This window comes from Campylobacter sp. BCW_4332 (assembly GCF_001763175.1).
Lineage (GTDB): Bacteria > Campylobacterota > Campylobacteria > Campylobacterales > Campylobacteraceae > Campylobacter_D > Campylobacter_D jejuni.
The window spans coordinates 144,532-165,138 of record NZ_MJYF01000037.1 but is presented as its reverse complement, the minus strand read 5'-3'; the positions used below and the strand labels follow the sequence as shown (position 1 = coordinate 165,138).

Sequence of the window (20,607 nt, the reverse complement as noted above, 5' to 3'; positions counted from 1 at the left end):
AAATTTTGTGTTATTATATTTTTTTTATTAAAATTATAAAAATATATTATTTTAATTTTTATAATAATTTTTTTTTATTAAATAAAGGAATCACTCATGAAAATCAAAGATATGGAAATATTTTTAGATCTTTTAAACACTCAAAGTCCAACTCATACAGCCAACAATTTTTCCATAACTCAACCTAATGTTTCAATAATAATTAAAAATTTAGAAAATAAATTTGATGGCATTTTATTTGAAAGACTTGGAAAAAAACTCTTACCTACACCAAAAGCTTTAGAACTAGGAAAAAATTGGTTAAAAATTATACAAGCCTACTACCAAAGCTTGGAAAAATTAAACGACGAAAGTATGCTCTTAGGGGAAATAAAAATAGCCTCAACTCAAAGCATTTCTGAACATTTTTTAGCTCCTATTTTATTTGATTTTAAAGCAGAATTTAAAAACATAGAAATTCGCTCTCAAACGCAGAATTCAAAAGAATGTTTAAATTTGCTAAAAAACGGAAATATAGAATTTGCAATCATTGAAGCAGAACTTGATCCAGCTTTAGTGGAGTATGAAAATTTAGAAATAAATTTTTGGCAAAATGATGAACTTATAGTAGCTACAAGTGATAAAAAATTCAATGAAAAAGAATTTTATATCGATGAACTTTTAGAACAAAAGTGGATTTTAAGAGAAGTAGGCTCAGGCTTAAGGGATAAATTTTTAAACGAAATTGGTGTAAGCTCAAAAAAACTTAATATTTTTCTTGAGCTTGATAGAATGGCTGCGATTAAAGAACTTGTTTTACAAAAAAAAGCAATCTCTATTTTTTCCAAAAAAAGCATAGAAAAAGAATTAAAAAATTCAACACTTTATGAAATCAAGTTAAAAAATATCAACCTAAAGCGTAAATTTTATACCTTAAAAAGAAAAAATTATAATTTTAACAGAGCTTTAGAAAAATTTGAAAAAATATTTAAATCATAAGCATAATAACCGATTTATATAGAAAGTTAAGCAATTTTTAGATAAAATCTAAAGCTTATATAAATTTCAAGGATAATCAATGAACGCCAAAACTCAAGAAGCTGAATTAGAAGAATTATTTCAAGAAAATGCAAAAGATTATATCACATATGAAAAATTGGTAAAATATCTTACAAAACAACCAAGTGCATCAACCGCTAAAAAAGTGCAAGCATTAGTGAAAAAACACAAAGTGCAACTTTTTTCAGCGGCCGAAATTGCACAAATGAAAAACATAGAAGATGCAAAAAGACTTCAAGAAGAAAAACAAAAACTCCAAGATACAAGCCTTGAGAACGAATTTGATTTAGCCAATGAAAACGATTTATTAGAATGGAGCAGATCAGACTCTCCTGTTCGTATGTATTTAAGAGAAATGGGACAAATTGCTTTATTAAACAAAGATGAAGAAATTGAAATTTCTAAAAAAATAGAACTTGGTGAAGATATTATTATTGATGCTTTTTGTTCTGTACCTTATTTGATAGATTTTATTTTAGATTATAAAGAACCTTTAATAAACAGAGAAAGAAGAGTAAAAGAATTATTTAAAAGCTTTGACGATGAAGAAAAAAATGATGATAAACTTGATGAACTTGATATAGACGAAGATGAAGAAAACGAAACAGAATTAGAAACGGATGAAGAAAATACTAAAAAAAACAGCAAAAAAGAAGATGAAAGAACCTTAAAAGTTATAGAAAAATTTAAAGCTCTAGAAAAAGCTAAAAAAGATTGGCTAAAAACATCCAAAGACAAAGAAAGCGGAGATGAGCTTTTAGATAAATTAAGTATTGCATTCAAAAAAAATATTTTAAAAGAAAAATTAATGGATCTAGGTCCTACTTCAAAACTTATTAGTGAAATTGTAAAATCAATGGAAACTGCACTAAAAAGTGATGAAGAATTTGACAAAGAACTTAAGCGTTTAGAATACCGCTTACCTATGTTTTCTGATGAACTTAAAAAACGCCATGCAGATATTTTAAAAGATATTACAAAATTGAGCAAAGAAGAAATCGCAGAGCGAGCTTTAGAAACAACCATGGTAAGCACTTATATGGAAATTAAAAAACTATTTCAAACTAAAGAAGCCAGTGAAAAAAGCTTTGATCTTGAAAAATCACGTTTAAAAGAAATTTTAGAGCAAATTAAACGTGGTAAAAAAATCTCTGATGAAGCAAAAGGAAGAATGGCAAAATCAAACTTGCGTCTTGTTGTAAGCATAGCCAAACGCTACACAAATCGTGGTCTACCTTTCTTAGATCTTATTCAAGAAGGGAATATAGGCTTGATGAAAGCTGTGGATAAGTTTGAATACAAAAGGGGTTATAAATTTTCCACTTATGCAACCTGGTGGATCAGGCAAGCTATTTCAAGGGCTATAGCTGATCAAGCAAGAACCATAAGAATTCCAATCCACATGATAGAAACCATCAATCAAATTAACAAAATTATCCGCGAACATCTACAAAAAGATGGAAAAGAACCTGATGTCAGCGTTATAGCTAAAGAAGTAGGTTTAAGCGTAGATAAGGTTAAACAAGTTATTAAAATTACAAAAGAACCAATTTCTCTTGAAGCTCCAATAGGAAATGAAGATGATGGTAAATTTGGAGATTTTGTTGAAGATAGAAATTCACTTTCTCCAATGGATCATATCTTAAAGGATGATTTAAAAGAACAAATTGATGAAGTTTTAGATCAATTAAACGATAGGGAAAAAGCGGTAATTCGAATGCGCTTTGGCTTAATGGATGATGAAAGCGATAGAACCTTAGAAGAAATTGGGAAAGAGCTTAATGTCACTCGAGAAAGAGTGAGACAAATAGAAAGCTCAGCTATAAAAAAACTCAAACACCCTAAAGTAGGAAGAAAACTAAAAAATTATATAGAAGGTTGGAAGTAAGAGTCAATCTCTCACTAAAAACCTAAATCTTTTTCTTCTTTTAACTTGCGTACATGTTCAAAAAAAACTAATTTTCCGCTATGTTTTTTTAAATTTTTAAATTCCTTAATATCAAATTCTAAACACAAGATAGAAGAAGTTGGAAAAGAAGCTAAACACAGTGAGCTTAATAACTCTCCAAGCTCCATTAAACCAGGATTATGGCCCACTAAAAACACTTCATTAAACTCATCATCAATATCTTGCAGAATTTTTAGCAAATTCTCAACATTGCAAAGATACAATCTTTCATCAAAACAAATTTTATTTTTATCAAAATTATAAAATTTGGCTATTTTTTTCGCTGTTTTAGCGGTTCTAACAGCAGGACTTGATAACACTAAATCAGGATGAATTTCATGCAAGGCAAGATTTTTAAAAAGTTTTTTTAAATCTTCCTTTCCACTCTTAGTAAGCTTTCTTTCAAAATCATCGATATCTCCTCTCTTACTTGCTTTTGCATGTCTTATAATATAAATTTTTTTCATTTTACCTCTTTTATTTTAGCTAAAATATAACCACATATAAACCCGAAAATATGACCATACCAAGCAACATTTACCCCCATAAGCAATGGCGCAAAACTCATAAGTAAAATTGCCACTATAAGTCCTTTTGTGCTATTTTTATCAAGAACAGCATAAAAACCCATTAAAACACAAATTGCACCACTAGCACCTATGACATTTATATTTTCTCCAAAATATTTAAAATCAAAATACACATAAAAAACACTTAAAAGTGAACATAACAACCCGCCAATAAAATAAATAAAAACAAAACGCAAAGCACCCAAATAAGTTTCTAATATACGCCCAAATTGAAATAAAACTATCATATTTAATATAAGATGAGTTAAATTTCCATGTAAAAACATTGAACTTAAAAGTTGCCAATAAGCTCCATTAAAAAATAAAATATTCAAACCAAGGATATTGTAATAATCATAAGAAATCAAAAAATAACATAAAACATTTAAAAAAATTAAAAAAATTGTAAGCAAAGTATTAAACCTTTATTTTTTATAATATTGTCTTAAAATTCACATAAAATTCACATAAATTCTTTACAATTTTACTAAAAAATAATTAGGAAAAATATTGAAAATTAAATTTTTAAGTATTATTACTATTTTAAGTTTATCTTTAAACGCTGATATAATAATTTCTGCTGATAATTTGCCAAGTGTTTCTAAAGAATTTTTACAACATAATTTCAAAGCACCTATAGGGATCGTTCAAAAAGACAAAAATTCCTATGAAGTCTATCTTAGCGATGGGACAGAACTTGAATTTGACATAGATGGAGCTTGGAAAGAAATTGAAAATAAAGCCTTTCCTTTTGAACTAGATTTTTTACCTCAAAATTTAGCTAATATCATTAAAAACGAATTTCCAAATACAAAAGCTAGAGAAATCGAAAGAAAAATCAACCATTACAAGATTAAATTTGATAACGATGTAAAAATTCTTATAGATTTTAATGGAACTATCTTGCACAAAGAAATTGATGATTAAAATATAATCAAATCTGCATTATATTTTTAACATCATCATGTTCTATCTTTTCTTTTTTAAGCAAAAGCTCTGATAATTTTAAAATTTTATCCTTCATAGAATTTAAAAATTCATCCATTTCTTTTTTTTGTTCATTTAAATTTGACTCTTCTAACATATCAAAACTCAACATATAATCAAGCAATTCTTTAATCTTTAAAAAATCATCTTGCGAGTTGGTATAACTTTCATTGTAAATTAATTTCATAGCTCTAGAACCAGCCAAATAAACTTTTATACGATTGATAAGCTCTGATTTTGATCTTATATTATGCTCATATTCTTTAAAACAATCTTCAATGAGAGTTATTTTATCAAATCCTATGTCAAAATAATATGCACTCAAAGCTTTTGCAGCTTGATAAGTGGCTTGAATTTTTTTCTCTTCATCATTAAAACTTAAAATCTTTTTCTTGCCTAAAAGAACTTTATTTAATACAGCATAAAAATCACTTTCCTCAACTAAAGCACTATTTCTTCTTAAAGCATTAATTGCCGCTTCATTGACCAAAGTTTCAAGTCCTGCTCCACTAAAACCTACGCTTGCTTTAGCGATTTTATTTAAATTGATATTATTATTTTTATCCTTCATATAAATTTCTAAAATTTTAAGTCTATCCTTAAAATCAGGTAAAGATAAAAAAATTCTCCTATCAAAACGCCCTGAACGCAATAAAGCAGAATCCATAAGTTCGATTTTATTTGTTGCAGCTATAACTATAACCCCGCTATTGTCCTCAAAACCATCCATTTGGGTTAAAAGTTGATTTAAAGTACTATCTCTTTCAACATTTGACATTTCTCCCCTTGCTTTACCTACAGCATCTATTTCATCGATAAAAACTATACTAGGAGCCATCATTTTAGCTTTTGAAAAAAGCTCTCTAACTCTTTTTGCACCCATACCTACATAAATTTCAACAAAACTTGAACCACTTTGATAAAAAAATGGCACCCCTGCTTCTCCTGCAACTGCTTTTGCTATCAATGTTTTTCCTACACCTGGTGGGCCTACCATTAAAACACCTTTTGGCATTTTTACACCAAATTCTTTATATTTTTTAGGATTTTGTAAAAAATCTACAAGTTCGCTTAGTTCCATTTTAACTTCATCAACACCTGCTACATCATTAAAAGTAATATCTGAAATCACAGGTTTTATATGAGAACTTTCTAAATTAATATTTGAATTTTGAGCTTGAATGTGATTCTTATTTGATATAGGATATTTAGCCAATTCTTTTTTACGGGCAAAATAACCAAGACTTATAAAAAGTGCGATAATAAAAACAAGTAAAATAAAAAACACCCAAAGCGTGTTATCTTTTTTAACCTCTATAGGAACTTTTGCTAAAAGTGTTTTTATATCTATGCCATCTTTTATAATTACGTAATTTTCACCTTCTGCCTTAAGCCAAATTTCGTCTTTATCAATCACAGCTTTTTGGATTAAATTTTGGCTTAATAGACTTTGATAAAGATTTTCATCTATATATTTAGGTTCATTTTTAAAATATAAAATTCCCAAAAGCATACATAAAACCATAAAAGATGCTAAAATTATCTTTTTATTTTTCATTATCTAGCCTTTTAAAATTGCAAAGTTAGACTTTTCTTGCACTTCATATTCAGATATAACAATCCATTCTTTAGCTATATCTTTATCACTTTTAATTTTGATCTTGTTAAAAAACTGATCATAACCCTCAAAAAAACCATCTTTTTGATTTTCTATCAAAACTTCAAGTGAAACTTGATTTTTTTTCCTAAATTCATAATTATTTTTTTCTACTATGGATTTTAAAGTGTTTAGCCTTTCTTTAGCTAAAGTTCCATTTATCACATCCTTCATGGTAGCAGAATGCGTGTTGTTTCTAGGACTAAAAATAAAAGCATGAATATGAGTGAGTGGAAATTCTTTAAATTTTTTCAAAGCTTCTTGCCATAGCTCTTCACTCTCACCTGGATGAGCTACTATAAAATCCGTCCCTAAAGCATATCCTTTGCTTGCTATAGTATTAAAAAGCTTTAAATCATTATCCGTATGCGATCTTCTTCGCATTATACGAAGCATTTTTTCACTTGTATGCTGCAATGCAATATGTAAATGCCTTTCAAGCCAAGTTTCATCTAAAATTTCTAAAAAACTCTCATCAATTTGTGCGGGTTCTAAACTACCTAACCTTATGCGTTTTATACCTGAAATTTGTCCCATTTTCCGCAAAAGCTTGCCTAAACTTGTGCCATTTTTAAGCCCATATGAACCTATATTAGTCCCTGTTAAAACAATTTCACTATAACCATTAGCTCCCAAAATTTCAACCTGTTTTAAAAGAGCTTTTTCATCCACACTTCTTGATTTTCCCCTCACGCTAGGGATAATACAATAAGAACAAGCAAAATCACAACCTTCTTGAATTTTCACAAAAGCTTTGGTATGATTTTCATATTCACAAACTATATCTTTATCAATAAAATTTAAATTTCCAAGTTCATAAAAACTTGTCTTTGCTCCTAAAAATTCATTGATTTTATCTTTATTTGACGCTCCAAGCACTCCAAAAACTTGCTTTTTATCTAAAAGCTCCTTACCTTTGCTTACAGCACCACAACCTGTAAGTATAACTTTAATGCCTTTTTTTTGCATGGTATTTACATAAGACTTTATCCCGCTATCAGCTCCATTTGTAACCGTGCAAGAATTTACAACGATAATTTGTGCTTTATTCTCATCATTTATAATCTCATAATCTTTTACATAACTTTTTAAAAGCTCTGTATCATAAATATTTGTGCGACACCCAAAGGTTTTAAAAAAAACTTTTTCTTTCAATCTTTATTCCTTGCATGAAAATGCATATTTTCATGATGTTGTTCAAAATGATTTTGATTTAAATTTCCCAAATATAAATTTTGCGATGGATAAGCAATTTTTATATCTTTATGCTTATTAAATTCTTTTATAATCTCTTTGCTAATCGTACTTCTTAATACCAAAGCCGCATAAGCATTGGTCATATACCATGCAGAAATTCGCATTCCCCAATGTTCAAAAAACATAAAAAACCTTGGCTCCACTTTAGGATTTTTAATACTATATTCATGTTGTAAACGAGCTATATTTTTTCTAGCAAGCTCAGTATAACCTTTGGCATGGCGTGTAACAATATTTTCCACAATTTCTTGCGCCTTATCAAGATTACTATCAAAAGTAACACTTATATCAATGCCATCAAGCACGGTTTTCATACCATGATGAGTATAATTAGCAAGCAAATTTGTAAAAACATAGTTGTTAGGAATAAATATAATACGTCCGCTGCGACGATGTTTACTATAAGTTTCAAGCGTAAGCTCTTCATAAAGAGTAATGCGTAAAAAAGAAATATCTATAATATCTCCTATATAGGTAGTATCATTTTGAAAAACCTTTACACGATCTCCTACTCTAAAACTTCCACCAAAAATAATCACACACCATCCAAGCATAGACATAAACATATCTTTCATAGCAATAGCTAAGCCTGCAGAAGCAAAACCAAGTATAGTTACAAGATAAGTAATATTTTCTATATAAGCAAAGAGCAAAATAAGAAAAATAATATTTATATTAATAAAATTAATAATCTTCGTAGCGGTATAATATCTTTCACTATCTTTAATATATTTTTTAGCAATAAATTTCAACATAAAAGCTATAGCTATAACAATAACAATAGCAACAAGTATATTTACAGCCCTTAAGCTTTGAATTTTAATCTCAGCACTTACTCGAGAAAGCTCTTCATCAATTTTTTTCTCATAAACAGAATAAGAAACACTAGCAAAATTTAAAGCTTGCTCAAATTCTTCTAATTTTTTATCCGAAGCTTTTAAAGCTTCTATATTCTCAACACTTGGTTTAAGCTCAACCAATTCTTTAAGTTCTGAGTTTTTTTCTCTAATTTTATCTACTAAATTTTTAAAATCATTAAATTTAAATATATATTCTTCCTTTTCTCCTTTTAATTTCTTAATATGAGAAAAAGCTCCTATAATAGCCAAAGGATTAGTAAGCTTAGATAAAGTTTCTATATTATCAGGGGCGCTAAGACTTTGTGCAAAATTTAAATCTTTGTATTCTTTAAGCAAGCTCAATTGCTCTTCTAAATTTGCTATCTTGCGTTTAAGTTCTTCTTGTTGGTGAATATCGGAAGTCTTTTTTAAATTAAGATTTAAAATGATTAATTCATCATTTATATCTTGATATTTTATAAAATTTTCATAACGTATATTCCAAATACTAGCACTGATTACAGTATTTAAAGTATTAATTTTCTCATTTATATTATTAATAATAGTCCGATTTACATCACCAAAAGCAAAAACAACAAAAAAGGTTAAAATAATAATTTTTTTCATTGGAATTCTCTTAAAGTTGCAATTATATCTTCTTTAGAAATATCGCTTTTTATCAAACCCTTACCCAAAGGACTAGCAAGAACAAAATTGATTTTTTTATTAGAGCTTTTTTTATCCATGAAAAAAGCTTCATAAAATTCATCTACATTATTGATTTTATATGATATTGGCAAACTGAATTTAAGTAAAATATCTTTTATTTTTTGACTTTGCATTTTATCCAAAAACCCTAAATTTAAAGCTAATTGATTTGCCATAACCATACCTATAGCTACTGCTTCTCCGTGTAAATAAAACTTATAATCTGTAAAATTTTCTATAACATGAGCAAAAGTATGTCCATAATTTAAAAGCATTCTAAGCCCTGATTCTTTTTCATCTTGTTCAACAACCCTTGATTTAAGTTCTATGCTTCTTGCTATAATTTGAGTAAAAATTTCATTCTCGCAAGTAGCATTTAAGAAACTTTTTTCATCAATTTTTTCTATAAAATCAAGTATACTATCATCAAACATTGTCGCCATTTTAATAAATTCAGCCATACCTGCAGCAAGTTCCCTAGAACTCAAAGTCTTTAAAAAAGAACTCTCACAATATACAGCTTTAGGTTGATAAAAAGTGCCAATAAGATTTTTACCAAAATTATTATTAACACCTGTTTTTCCACCTACTGCTGCATCAACGCAAGCTAAAAGTGTAGTAGGAATATTTATAAAATCAATACCTCTTTGATAAATACTAGCAGCAAATCCGCCCATATCACTAATCACGCCACCACCAAAACTTATAAGCACGCTTTTTCTATCCAATTTAGAATTAAACATTTGGTTTAAAATTTCTTCTATGGTGCTTAAATTTTTATATTCTTCACCATCTTTTACAGTAGCAATAAAAATTTCTTTTGCCTTAATTTTAGAAAGTAATGTTTTCAAATGAAGACCTGAAATCTTAGGATTTGAAAGTATAAAAACCTTACTATCAAATTTTAATTCTTCAAGTTCATCAATATAAACCTTATAAGCATTTTCTTTTAACTTAACTTCTACTTGCATTGAACTACTCTTTTTGCGTTTATTCTATCACATTTAATTAATTATTTATTCTACTGGTATGAAAAGTTGGTAATTTTGTCTCATTTTATAATAATGCCTATTTAAATTTGTACTTAAATTTCTGCCAAAATCTCTATTTAGTAATTCTTTTTGAAAACTCACAAATTGTAACAAATCTTCGCGATATTGCAAATTTAAAAGAGGGTTTTCATCATTTTTATTAATAATTTGTATATTTTTATCATAAAGCTTAGATAAACTTCTAAAATACTCCTCCATATCTGTAGTATTTTGAGAATTTGGATTATAATAATATAAAATAACTCCAAAATCAAGCTGTTTACTTAAATCAGTAATGACATTTGCATTATTTTCAAGTTCACTCTCATCGGCACTTAAAATAATCGCTTCTTTAAGCTCATCAAAAGAAGCTTCACCCACCTTCATAATAGGAATTTTTAAATCAAAAAAAGCTTGTTTTTCTTTCTCAAAATTTTTTATATCGGTTACAACTAATCCTATATCATTATTTTGCAACCATGTGGAAATTTGTTTAAAATCCGTGTTGAAATAATCAAAAAAAACACCTTCTTTATTCTCAGAAAGTTTTTTTAATTTTTCATACATTACCCCTAATTTAGGATTGATAACATGTATAAAAAATCTTTTTGCATTGCTTTTTTGAGTTAATTTTAAAGTAGTATCAAGCACTCTTTCTTGCATATTTTGATTCATATTTTTCATATCAATTAAAGCAAAAACATTACTTCCAAAAGGCATAGGAAATTGCCCTGCTTTGCCTCTTATATTATGAAAAATACTTTGTAAAACAACAGGATCTCCAACGATCAAAATGCTATCATTTGGCTCTAAAACAAAAGATGGTTTTACAAAATAAATCTTAGAATTTCTATAAATAAGGACTATGCGCCACCTTTTTTGTTGTATTGAACTTATGTGCCTATAAGCAAAAATAGACCCTGCTGGAATTTTTACTTCCATAATCTCTCCAACCCCAAGCCCTATATACTGAGCTGTTAAAGCAATATCTGGTAAAAAATCCATAAATCTACGGCTTAAAGTCATTCTAGCATCAGCTAAATTTGCATGAGTATCATTAACACTTAACCCCCAAAAATCCATTATTTCTATTTCTAAATTTGGATTTAAAGAACGCAAAGCCTCATAACTTTTTTTAGTTTCAAATTCATCTTGCATATAAATAAAAGCCTGTTTAAAATCTTTACTCATAATATTTTCAAGACGCGCTGTGCTTGTAGGATCAAAATAATGCAAGTCAATATACTCACTAGAAATATTTAAGTTATTTTTTTCACTATTTTGACACACTACTGTAAAAAAGTAACCTAAGCCTTTTTCAAAACAAAGCCTTTCTAAGAAATGCTTTGCTAAAATACCGTCTATTATAATTAAAATATTATTCATTTTAAACTCCAAAAAGGAAATTATAACAAATGGAATTTAAATTAAAGCATAAAGATGGAATGGCAAGGGTTTGTGAAATCACTACCGCACACAGCACTTTTTTAACCCCTGTTTTTATGCCTGTTGGCACAGTAGGAGCGGTTAAAAGTCTTGATGCTAATGATATAAAAAACGAGCTTGATGCAAAAATTATTTTAGCAAATACCTACCACATGTACTTGCGTCCAACTTCCAAAGTGGTAAAAGATTTTGGAGGTTTGCATGGTTTTACGAAATTTGATAGAAGTTTTTTAACCGATAGTGGTGGTTTTCAAGCTTTTTCTTTAAGTAAAAATTCCAAACATTTTAATGAAGGCATAGAATTTAAAAGTCACATCGATGGGAGTCGTCATCTTTTTACTCCAAAAAGTGTTTTAAATACTCAATATGATTTTAACTCTGATATTATGATGATTTTAGATGATTTAGTAGCTCTACCCGCAACCAAAGAAAGGGTTAAAATTTCTGTTGATCGTACTATATTTTGGGCAAAAGAGGCTATTGCTTATCATAAAAGTATGCAAAATAAAGGTATAGGTATAGGGCAAAATATTTTTGGTATTATCCAAGGTGGTACAAATTATGAAGAAAGAAAGCGTTGTGCTTTAAGTTTAAACGAAATGCCATTTGATGGTTTAGCTATAGGCGGGCTTAGCGTGGGCGAAGAAAACGCCTTGATGTATGAAACAGTACAAAACTTAAACCCTTATCTAGATGAAAATCGTCCAAGATATTTAATGGGTGTAGGAACGCCTGAAGATTTGGTGGAAAATGTTGAGCGAGGAGTAGATATGTTTGACTGTGTGATGCCAACTAGAAATGCAAGAAATGGAACATTTTTCACAAGTTTTGGAAAATTTAATATCAAAAAAGCAGAATTTATCAACGATCATGAAGCCATAGATCCTACTTGCTCATGTTATACTTGTCGTAATTTTTCAAGGGGTTATTTAAACCATCTTTTTAAAGCTAAAGAACTTACTTTTTTTCGTTTGGCAAGTTTACACAATCTACATTATTATCTTGAACTTACAAGAAAGATGCGTGAAGCAATTTTGAATAATTCTTTTACACAATTTAAAAGAAATTTTTATCACTTAAGAGGCAAATAAAATGCTAGAACTACACGAAAATCTAAAAAAAATCCTACAAGCAAAGAATTTAGAAACTTTCTATAGTGAAATTTATGGACAAAAAATTTTTGTTTATGTGGGATTAAATTTGGAAACTTGGCTTTTTAATGATGAAAAAATTTATAAACTTCAAAATGAAGAATTTAAGCTTTCTAGCATAGAAGAATTTTCAAATTTTATTAAATCCATTTTAGAAGATTTTAAAGTACAAAATACTCATTTTCAAAATCTTTTAGAACACAAAGAAGGTATTATCTTAAAAGGTGGTTTTGTTAAAAATTTTTACAAAAAATCCTTTGTGTTAAGACAAAAAATCAACAAAAATCTAAAGCAAATTAATCTTCTAAGCGAAGCTTTCAATCTTTTGCTTAGTGAACAAGCACAATACAAAAAACATTTAAAAATTTTAAATTTATCCATCGGCATCTTAAGCAAAAACACCAAAGAACATCTAGCAAGAGTTGATACTCTTTATGCATTAACAAGTGCAATTAAAAATGAAAAAATGAATAAAAGTATTTATCTTTTAAGTATACTTTCTTCTATTTTCTTGCCTTTAAATTTGATCGTAGGATTTTTTGGAATGAATACTAATAATCTTTTTTTCAAAGATAGCCCTTATGGTACACTTTATATTTTTTCTTTGATTTGCTGTATTTTGATTGTAGGTTTTATATTTTATCATTCAAAAAAGACTAAAGAATTTGATTTAGATGAAGGTAAAAAAGCTAAAAAACAAACAAAATAAGCAAAATTTTGCTTATTTTAAGAATATTTATATATAATTTTAACTTATTTTTGCGCTCATAGCTCAGCTGGATAGAGCATTTGATTGCGGTTCAAAAGGCCAGAGGTTCGAATCCTCTTGAGCGCACCATATTATTTATCTTCTTTAATTTTTCTTTTAGCTAATCCCATATGCTCGTAAGCATCAATTTCTTTTTTGTAAGATCCAGAAATTTTCTTAAGTTCTTTATTTAAGTAACTGACTGTTTGTGCACTTGCATTAATATTTGCAGCCAAAGCAGAAACAAATTCTAGTTTCTTTTTTGTTGCTTCATCTAATTCTTTAGAAGTTTTTGAACCAAGTTTATGTGTCTGCACATAAAGTTTGGCAAGTTCTTTTAATTCAACATCTGTTAGCTTAACATCGGAAGCAGCAACTATCATTTTATCTAAGTCTGTATCAAATTTTTTAGTCTTTTCAGCTACATGCTGCTTTTGGCTAGTTTTTTGCTTTTTAACTGTTTTTTTGCCATCACTTGTAATAAGATAAGCAATTATGCCTAAAAACAATAAAAGCGCTAAAGCAGCACAAAAAATAACCAAAAAAATATGGCTCATTTAAAGTTTGCCCACAAAATTTCGATTCCTTCTTGCAAAAAGAGCTAAAACCACCATCAACGCAAATCCCCAATAAACATAATTAGGAATTTGAGCCGCTTCGCCTGCAGCGTAAGAATGAAGTCCTGTTAAAAAGTAATTTACTCCAAAATAAGTCATAATAATAACCCAATAAGCAAACATACTCCATAAAGCAAACACAAATTGATTACAATATTTTGGAATCATTCTAAGATGCAAAATTGCTGCATAAACCAAAATGCTAACTAAAGCCCAAGTTTCCTTAGAATCCCAACTCCAATATCTCCCCCAACTTTCATTTGCCCAAATTGCACCTAAAAAATTTCCTACAGTAAGCAAACAAAGTCCAAAAATCATTGCCATTTCATTAATTCTTGTAGCCTCTGTAATATTTCTCAAAATATTAAGATTATATTTTCCATCTTTCTTAAGAAAACACATTAAGAACAGTGTAAAGATACCAAGTAAGGCACAAAGTCCTAAAAATCCATAACTAGCAGTAATAACAGATACATGAATACTAAGCCAATAAGAATTGAGCACAGGAACAAGATTTGTAATTTGCGGATTCATTTCACTTAAATGTGCAACCATTAATACAACACCGGATAAAATAGAAGTTAATGACAAGGCTATAGGACTTTTTCTAGAGAAAAATATACCCGATAAAGACAATGCCCAAGCTATATACACCATACTTTCATAGCCATTACTCCATGGAGCATGACCTGATAAATAAGCACGAAGTCCAAGACCTACTGTATGAATTACAAAAGCTAAAACATTTAAAACATATACCACTTTAAATATAAAAGAGATTTTTAAATTCGGTACGACCATTTTAGAAAAAACAAGAATCAAAAGTAAAAAACCCGCAATTAAATATACAGGAGCGAGTTTAACGAAAATTTCAGCCTTATTAGAAAAAATTTCCATTTCAACCTTGGTTTTACTAGGCATGACTTTATATCCTATTTTTTCTTGATATTCTTTGATAAATTTCAAGCCTTCATCAGCTCTAGTCCAATTACCATCTTTAAAAGCATTTTCCACGGCGCTAAAATAATTCTGTATTAAAGCCAAAACAATATGCCCTTCATCCCCCTTAAGAGTAGTTACAGCAGAAAAAGGTGCAAGCCAAACATTATTTGGATTATTTTGAACAGGAATAAATTTAAATAATTCACCACTAAAAACTAAATTTACAACATTAGCTCTTTCATCTAGTTTTATAATTTCATTATCAAAAACTCCTCTTGCATTTGGGTTTTTACGATTTGCATTTTCAACATATTTTTGAAGTTTATATCGGTTATTCTCATCAAAGAAATCTTTATAAGAAATATATTTAGCGCTAGGAATTTCTAAAATATTTGCAATAGCATCACGAACTGCTTGATTTTGTGGCATTAAAATAAAAGGTTCTATTTGCCATTTATCTACATCAACGAGCATGGAAAGCATAACAGCGTTAGAATTTTGACCCTTATAGCTATCACTTTGATGAATTTTTTCTAAAATTTCTCTTGATAGCGTATCAAAAGGCACCATTCTTCCATCTGCTGATTTTTGAACTATTAAAGTAGCAAGAGCTTTAGCATGATTAGTATTTACCACAGGTAAGGTTGAATTTAAATCTTGAGCAAAAGTCTTTTCAGAACCAAAAGATAGCAATAAAATAAAAATAATCACACTTGCATGTTTTAAAGTGTCTTTATTAATTAATCTTGCCAAAGTTCTAAATCTAGAATGTGGATTTAAAAAATTCATAAACATTCCAAGACAAAGCAAAAAATAACCTATATAAGTTGGTATTTTACCTGGATCTTTATTTACAGATAAAACAGTCCCTTTTTCATCTTGATCATAAGAACTTTGATAAAATCTATAGCCATCATAATCTAAAACATTATTCATAAAAATTCTATAATCAAAATTTTCATTATTATTTTTTACGGTAATTTCACTTGCATAAGAAGCTGGAGACATAGAGCCTGGATAACGATCTAATACAAAATCTCTCAAATAAATATCAAAAGGCAATTGTTCGTAAGAAAGCGCCCAAGAAATAAAGAATTTTTGACCCGCAAGTTCTATCATAATAGGTTTATTATATTCAAAAATATAAAATTCTTTACTTTCATTTTTATAGCTTAATTCTAATTTTAAAGCATTAGAGCCAGTTAATTCTAAGTTTTTATTCTCATTGCTTAAGGCAAAATCTTTAAAATGCAACAATAAAGAATTTTTCCAATTTTGAGGCTCGCCAAAAGTAGAAATCAAGATAGTTCTACCCACTTCCAACCAAGCAGATTTAAACCATAACCAAAAACTTTCATCTTGAGGTCTATTGGAGCCTTCTAAAGCTTCTTGCGCATGCAAAGAAGCAGCTTTAACTACAAAACTAATATCATTAATTTCATAAAGCCTTCTTTCCTTAGCATTTGCCTTTTCTCCAATTTTAAGGTCTAAATTTTGTCCATCTAACATACTTAGAAAATGTAAGTTTTCACTTGAACTTAAAGTTAAATTTTCGTCAATTTTTACAAAAGGTGCTTTAACATTATCATTCATAAAAGCAAAGTTAACCCCTTCTATATTCTTAACTTCACCTTTTTCAAATTTAACATCAACACCTTGAGATCCTTTTTGAGAAAGCATTAAAACCAATAAAGGATCAGAATTATTATTTTCTTTATAAGTATAATGAGCATTTAAGATTAAATCTTTATATTTTAATACAGCTTGATCATCACCTAAATTAAGTTTTAATTTAAAAGAATTAGCAAAAGGCAAATTTCCTATATAACGATCATTAACCGCACTATAGCGTTCTCCATCTTTTATAGCAGAAATGCGCAAAGAAGTCTTAGAACTTTCTATAAGTGAATTTTGAGTATGCTCTCTAATAGGTAAAATACCTTCAAAACCAGCATATCTTGTCATTGCCGAACCCACTAAAATAAATAAAAAAGAAATATGAAAAATCATTAAAGGCAATTTTTTAAGCCCAAACATTTTATAACGAAACATCCCGCATAGTAAATTAATACCAAGTAAAAGTTGTATATATTCAAACCAAAAAGTATCATAAACCATTGCCCAAGCCGTAGGAGTTCCATAAGCACTTTCAATAAAAGTTGCCAAAGCACAAAAAAGCGCAAAAAGCAAAAACAATACAACCGAAACTTTTAAATCCCCTATGCTTTTTATTATATTTTTCATTCTTTTTCCTTTAAATTTTAAAGCCCTAAATATTTCTTTCTAATCTCATCATCACCTATTAAATTTTTAGCCTCGTTTTCCATTACAATGCGACCATTTTCCAAAACATAAGCGTAATCACTTATTTTTAATGCAGAATAAGCATTTTGCTCTACCAAAAGAATAGTTATACCCTCTTCTTTTAAACGCACAATAATATCAAAAACTTCACCCACAATCTTTGGAGCAAGTCCCAAAGAAGGCTCATCCAACATCAAAAGTTTTGGTTCACTCATTAAAGCCCTTGAAATCGCAAGCATTTGCGCTTCCCCTCCACTCAATGTTCCAGCTAAAGCATGCTTTTTGCTTGCAAGTCTTGGAAAAAGTTTATACATTTGCTCTCTTAAATGCTCATAATTTTCAGCATTATTAAAAGCACCTATTTTTAAATTTTCCTCTACGCTTAAATTGATAAAAACACGTCTTCCTTCAGGAACTAAAGCTATACCTTTTTGAACTAAAGTATGAGTTAAATGCCTTTTAGTATCATAACCTAAGAAATTAACCCCACCAGTTCTTTTAACTGAGTTTAAAAGCGCATTTAAAGTTGAAGTTTTACCTGCTCCATTTGAACCTATAAGAGAAACAATACGACCTGTTTCCACTTTAAAATCAATCCCTTTAACAGCTTCAATTAATCCATAATAAACATGCAAATCTTTAACTATTAGCATCAAAATCCCCTAAATACGCAGCAATTACTTCTTTATGATTTACAGCATCGCAAAGTTTACCTTCAAAAATTGTTTTTCCATAATCAAGCACCAATACGCGATCGCACAATTTATTTACAAATTTCATGTCATGCTCTATAAGCAAAACGCTAATTTTATAATCTTTTCGTAATTTAAAAATGAGCTCAGCAAGTTCATCGCTCTCGGAGCTATTCATCCCAGCGGCTGGCTCATCAAGCAATAACAATCTTGGCTGAGTAGCCATTGCTCTTGCAATCTCAACTTTTCTTTGTTGCCCATAACTTAAGCTAGTAGCCTTTTCATGAGCAAATTCTACAATACCAAGTTCTTCTAATATTGCATAAGCCTTCTCTTTAAATACTTGTTCTATTTTTCCAAAACGCCCTAAATGCAAAAAGGCTTCAAAAATATTATATTTCATTTGTTTATTAAAACCAATAAGAACATTTTCAAGCACATTCATACTTGAAAAAAGTCTAATATTTTGAAATGTTCTAGCTATTCCTAAATGCACAATCTTATGAGGTTTTAAGTGATCAATTCTTTCTCCTAGAAATTCAACCGAACCTGAACTAGGTTTATAGTTACCTGTTATAATATTAAAAAGAGTTGTTTTACCAGCCCCGTTAGGTCCAATTAAAGCAAAAATTTCACCCTCATTGATTTTAAAAGAAGTTTCATTAATAGCCCTAACACTACCAAAACTTTTTGAAATTTGTTTTAATTCCAAAATCATTTTTTACTCCTTTTAAAACGCTTTTTAATCCCTCTAATCACATCACTCAACTCGTAATAACCCATTATGCCTTTTCTTGCAAAAAGCATTACTAAAATCAGAACAATAGAAAAAACAACCATTCTAAGTCCTGGTGTTGATTGGATATCAAGATTTAAAGAATCTATTTTTATATTTAACTCATCTAAAAATCTAAGCCACTCGCTTCCACCAATAACCAATATCGCACCTATGATAGCACCTGTAGTAGAACCAAGTCCACCCAAAACAATAATAATCAAAAGCTGGAAAGTAAGTAAAAAATCAAATTGAGTTGGAGATACGGTAGTCAACAGACAGGCTAAAAGTCCACCACCTACACCTTCTAAAAATGCTGAAGTGCCAAAAGCTAAAGTTTTTATCCAAAAAGTATTTATTCCCATGGCACTTGCAGCATCTTCATCATCTCTTATAGCCTTCATTGCACGACCATATTTAGAATAAACTATATTTAAAATTAAAATAACCGCTACAATAGCAATACCACCCGTCCAATAGATCGTGGAAAATTGTGGAATATCTACCAGTCCTCTTGAGCCATTAGTAATAGAAGGAAAATTAATAGCAGCTATTTTAATAATTATTCCAAAGCCTAAAGTTACAATAGCTAAATAATCCCCTCTCACGCGAAATACAGCAAAAGCTAAAATCAGGGCAAGCAAAGATGAACAAATTCCAGCTAAAATTAAAGCTAGAATAAAGGAATTTGAATGGATAGCTAAAATAAAAGAACTAGGACCATCTAAAAAAAACTGATCATTTTTTGCATCAGCACTTAAAAGAACTAAAGCAGCTGCATAAGCTCCAATCGCAACAAATCCATTGGGTTCTAGTGAAAATTGTCCAGTTACACCATTAATAAGGTTGTAACTCACAGCCAAAATAATAAAAATAGCAATTTGATTAACAATGTTTAATCCATAGTCCCCAAAAATATAAGGAGAAATGAAAATAAAAATAATTGAAGCAATTAAAAAGATTAAATGTGAAACCTTAATTTTAACCATCATTAAAACCTACTCTTTTCAAAATTTATACCTAAAATTCCCGTAGGCCTAAATAACAATATAAACACCAAAAAAATAAAAGCAAATGCATCTTTAAAGCCTGATAAATCTGGGAAAAAAGCCACAACAACAACTTCAGTAAATCCTATAATAAGTCCACCCAAAACTGCACCTACTACAGAACCTATACCTCCTAAAACGGCAGCAGCAAAAGCTTTCAAACCTATTAAAGTTCCCATAGTAGGTTCAACAGAGTAATAATTTGCAGCCCAAAAAACACCTCCAACTGCTGCCAAAGCTGAACCTAGGGCAAAAACTATAGCAATAATACGATTTGCATCTATACCCATTAAATTTACTGTTTGTATATCAAATGCTAAAGCACGAATAGCTATACCATATTTGCTTTTATACAAAATCCATAACACTGCTATTAAAATAACAAATGTAAGAGCAGGAACCATTAAAGAACCATAAGTTGTTATCACTCCACCAAAATTAACACTTTCCTCAAAATAACTTGGCGGTGTAAAAGTTCTAGGTGTTGAAGTAAAAAGCATATTAAAAAGATTTTGCAAGAAAAAACTAATACCAATTGCTGTAATCAACAATGAAATTCTAGGAGCCTGTCTTAAAGGTTTATAAGCAATTCTATCTGTAGCCATTCCAACACAGGCAGCAAAAATCATTGCTAAAGATAAAGCTCCTAGAAAAGGAACATTTAGGTTAGTCATGCAAAAAAGAGCTGCATAAGCACCAACCATCATAATATCGCCGTGAGCAAAATTAATAAGTCTTAACACACCATAAACCATAGTATAGCCAACAGCAATAAGGGCATACATACTACCCAAACTAAGCCCATTAACAAGTTGTTGTAAAAATAAAGTAGAATCCATAATCTTTCTA

18 protein-coding genes and 1 tRNA gene are annotated in these 20,607 nt (G+C 29.3%); 6 read left to right on the top strand and 13 right to left on the bottom strand.

The genetic code is table 11. The annotated features are described in order from the left end of the window. Positions 1-96: 96 nt before the first annotated feature. Positions 97-978, top strand: a complete 882-nt coding sequence (locus AJN64_RS03980; protein WP_070292721.1) for a LysR family transcriptional regulator — start codon at positions 97-99, stop codon at positions 976-978. Between the two features lie 79 nt (positions 979-1,057). Beyond that, complete coding sequence (gene rpoD / locus AJN64_RS03975) at positions 1,058-2,926, top strand: RNA polymerase sigma factor RpoD (protein ID WP_070292720.1); 1,869 nt, start codon at positions 1,058-1,060, stop codon at positions 2,924-2,926. Positions 2,927-2,940: 14 nt separating this feature from the next. Here the strand turns inward: rpoD and AJN64_RS03970 are convergent, their stop codons facing one another. Together AJN64_RS03970 and AJN64_RS03965 are read right to left on the bottom strand one after the other, a co-directional pair. Further along, on the bottom strand, positions 2,941-3,453 hold the full coding sequence (locus tag AJN64_RS03970; protein WP_002861738.1) for a SixA phosphatase family protein: 513 nt from the start codon (positions 3,451-3,453) through the stop codon (positions 2,941-2,943). Beyond that, a complete protein-coding gene (locus AJN64_RS03965; protein ID WP_004305694.1) occupies positions 3,450-3,968 on the bottom strand; it encodes a rhomboid family intramembrane serine protease in 519 nt (172 codons plus the stop codon). The genes AJN64_RS03970 and AJN64_RS03965 overlap by 4 nt, the downstream gene beginning before the upstream one ends. A gap of 97 nt (positions 3,969-4,065) precedes the next feature. Between AJN64_RS03965 and AJN64_RS03960 the strand changes: the two genes are divergently transcribed. Further along, the gene (locus tag AJN64_RS03960; RefSeq protein WP_004305692.1) at positions 4,066-4,482 is read left to right on the top strand and encodes a PepSY-like domain-containing protein; all 417 of its coding nucleotides are present in this window, start codon (positions 4,066-4,068) and stop codon (positions 4,480-4,482) included. Between the two features lie 7 nt (positions 4,483-4,489). Here the strand turns inward: AJN64_RS03960 and AJN64_RS03955 are convergent, their stop codons facing one another. From AJN64_RS03955 to AJN64_RS03935, 5 genes are read right to left on the bottom strand one after another with little or no spacing between them, the layout of a single operon-like run. Next, positions 4,490-6,100: an AAA family ATPase gene (locus AJN64_RS03955; protein WP_070292719.1), complete on the bottom strand. Its 1,611-nt coding sequence runs from the start codon at positions 6,098-6,100 to the stop codon at positions 4,490-4,492. 3 nt (positions 6,101-6,103) lie between these two features. Then, positions 6,104-7,354, bottom strand: coding sequence for a tRNA (N(6)-L-threonylcarbamoyladenosine(37)-C(2))-methylthiotransferase MtaB (gene mtaB / locus AJN64_RS03950; protein ID WP_002861742.1), 1,251 nt, complete (start codon positions 7,352-7,354; stop codon positions 6,104-6,106). Continuing rightward, on the bottom strand, positions 7,351-8,922 hold the full coding sequence (locus AJN64_RS03945; RefSeq protein ID WP_044793978.1) for a mechanosensitive ion channel family protein: 1,572 nt from the start codon (positions 8,920-8,922) through the stop codon (positions 7,351-7,353). Before AJN64_RS03945 ends, mtaB begins: the two co-directional genes overlap by 4 nt. Next, positions 8,919-9,974 (bottom strand): 3-dehydroquinate synthase, encoded by a 1,056-nt coding sequence (gene aroB / locus AJN64_RS03940; protein WP_070292718.1) that lies wholly within the window; start codon positions 9,972-9,974, stop codon positions 8,919-8,921. The genes AJN64_RS03945 and aroB overlap by 4 nt, the downstream gene beginning before the upstream one ends. A 45-nt stretch (positions 9,975-10,019) precedes the next feature. Continuing rightward, positions 10,020-11,420 carry a COG3400 family protein gene (locus AJN64_RS03935; protein ID WP_070233092.1) on the bottom strand — a complete coding sequence of 467 codons (1,401 nt, stop codon included), beginning with the start codon at positions 11,418-11,420 and terminating at the stop codon, positions 10,020-10,022. Between the two features lie 29 nt (positions 11,421-11,449). Here AJN64_RS03935 and tgt point away from each other — a divergent pair, with 29 nt between their 5' ends. The 3 genes from tgt (at position 11,450) to AJN64_RS03920 (ending at position 13,469) form a co-directional block, all read left to right on the top strand. Then, positions 11,450-12,571: a tRNA guanosine(34) transglycosylase Tgt gene (tgt, locus tag AJN64_RS03930; RefSeq protein ID WP_070292717.1), complete on the top strand. Its 1,122-nt coding sequence runs from the start codon at positions 11,450-11,452 to the stop codon at positions 12,569-12,571. Between the two features lies 1 nt (position 12,572). Beyond that, positions 12,573-13,340: a magnesium transporter CorA family protein gene (locus AJN64_RS03925; protein ID WP_002880601.1), complete on the top strand. Its 768-nt coding sequence runs from the start codon at positions 12,573-12,575 to the stop codon at positions 13,338-13,340. Positions 13,341-13,392: 52 nt separating this feature from the next. Further along, positions 13,393-13,469 (top strand) — tRNA-Arg (locus tag AJN64_RS03920). Between the two features lie 2 nt (positions 13,470-13,471). Here the strand turns inward: AJN64_RS03920 and AJN64_RS03915 are convergent. Genes AJN64_RS03915 through AJN64_RS03890 form a run of 6 tightly spaced genes read right to left on the bottom strand, consistent with a single transcriptional unit; the run spans position 13,472 to position 20,597 of the window. Further along, complete coding sequence (locus tag AJN64_RS03915) at positions 13,472-13,921, bottom strand: hypothetical protein (RefSeq protein WP_079264403.1); 450 nt, start codon at positions 13,919-13,921, stop codon at positions 13,472-13,474. 15 nt (positions 13,922-13,936) lie between these two features. Beyond that, on the bottom strand, positions 13,937-17,182 hold the full coding sequence (gene ccsA, locus AJN64_RS03910) for a cytochrome c biogenesis protein (RefSeq protein ID WP_070292716.1): 3,246 nt from the start codon (positions 17,180-17,182) through the stop codon (positions 13,937-13,939). A 17-nt stretch (positions 17,183-17,199) separates the two neighbouring features. After that, positions 17,200-17,895 (bottom strand): ABC transporter ATP-binding protein, encoded by a 696-nt coding sequence (locus tag AJN64_RS03905; protein WP_070292715.1) that lies wholly within the window; start codon positions 17,893-17,895, stop codon positions 17,200-17,202. After that, on the bottom strand, positions 17,882-18,652 hold the full coding sequence (locus tag AJN64_RS03900; RefSeq protein ID WP_002881779.1) for an ABC transporter ATP-binding protein: 771 nt from the start codon (positions 18,650-18,652) through the stop codon (positions 17,882-17,884). Before AJN64_RS03900 ends, AJN64_RS03905 begins: the two co-directional genes overlap by 14 nt. Beyond that, complete coding sequence (locus AJN64_RS03895) at positions 18,649-19,701, bottom strand: branched-chain amino acid ABC transporter permease (protein ID WP_070292714.1); 1,053 nt, start codon at positions 19,699-19,701, stop codon at positions 18,649-18,651. Before AJN64_RS03895 ends, AJN64_RS03900 begins: the two co-directional genes overlap by 4 nt. Next, positions 19,701-20,597, bottom strand: a complete 897-nt coding sequence (locus AJN64_RS03890; RefSeq protein WP_002881774.1) for a branched-chain amino acid ABC transporter permease — start codon at positions 20,595-20,597, stop codon at positions 19,701-19,703. The genes AJN64_RS03895 and AJN64_RS03890 overlap by 1 nt, the downstream gene beginning before the upstream one ends. Positions 20,598-20,607: the final 10 nt, after the last annotated feature.

Bases quoted from the DNA above. Each gene is read 5' to 3' on its own strand.
- AJN64_RS03980 (WP_070292721.1), top strand. From the start codon at position 97: ATGAAAATCAAAGATATGGAAATATTTTTAGATCTTTTAAACACTCAA.
- rpoD (WP_070292720.1), top strand. From the start codon at position 1,058: ATGAACGCCAAAACTCAAGAAGCTGAATTAGAAGAATTATTTCAAGAA.
- AJN64_RS03970 (WP_002861738.1), bottom strand. From the start codon at position 3,453: ATGAAAAAAATTTATATTATAAGACATGCAAAAGCAAGTAAGAGAGGA.
- AJN64_RS03955 (WP_070292719.1), bottom strand. From the start codon at position 6,100: ATGAAAAATAAAAAGATAATTTTAGCATCTTTTATGGTTTTATGTATG.
- AJN64_RS03945 (WP_044793978.1), bottom strand. From the start codon at position 8,922: ATGAAAAAAATTATTATTTTAACCTTTTTTGTTGTTTTTGCTTTTGGT.
- aroB (WP_070292718.1), bottom strand. From the start codon at position 9,974: ATGCAAGTAGAAGTTAAGTTAAAAGAAAATGCTTATAAGGTTTATATT.
- AJN64_RS03935 (WP_070233092.1), bottom strand. From the start codon at position 11,420: ATGAATAATATTTTAATTATAATAGACGGTATTTTAGCAAAGCATTTC.
- tgt (WP_070292717.1), top strand. From the start codon at position 11,450: ATGGAATTTAAATTAAAGCATAAAGATGGAATGGCAAGGGTTTGTGAA.
- AJN64_RS03925 (WP_002880601.1), top strand. From the start codon at position 12,573: ATGCTAGAACTACACGAAAATCTAAAAAAAATCCTACAAGCAAAGAAT.
- ccsA (WP_070292716.1), bottom strand. From the start codon at position 17,182: ATGAAAAATATAATAAAAAGCATAGGGGATTTAAAAGTTTCGGTTGTA.
- AJN64_RS03905 (WP_070292715.1), bottom strand. From the start codon at position 17,895: ATGCTAATAGTTAAAGATTTGCATGTTTATTATGGATTAATTGAAGCT.
- AJN64_RS03900 (WP_002881779.1), bottom strand. From the start codon at position 18,652: ATGATTTTGGAATTAAAACAAATTTCAAAAAGTTTTGGTAGTGTTAGG.
- AJN64_RS03895 (WP_070292714.1), bottom strand. From the start codon at position 19,701: ATGATGGTTAAAATTAAGGTTTCACATTTAATCTTTTTAATTGCTTCA.
- AJN64_RS03890 (WP_002881774.1), bottom strand. From the start codon at position 20,597: ATGGATTCTACTTTATTTTTACAACAACTTGTTAATGGGCTTAGTTTG.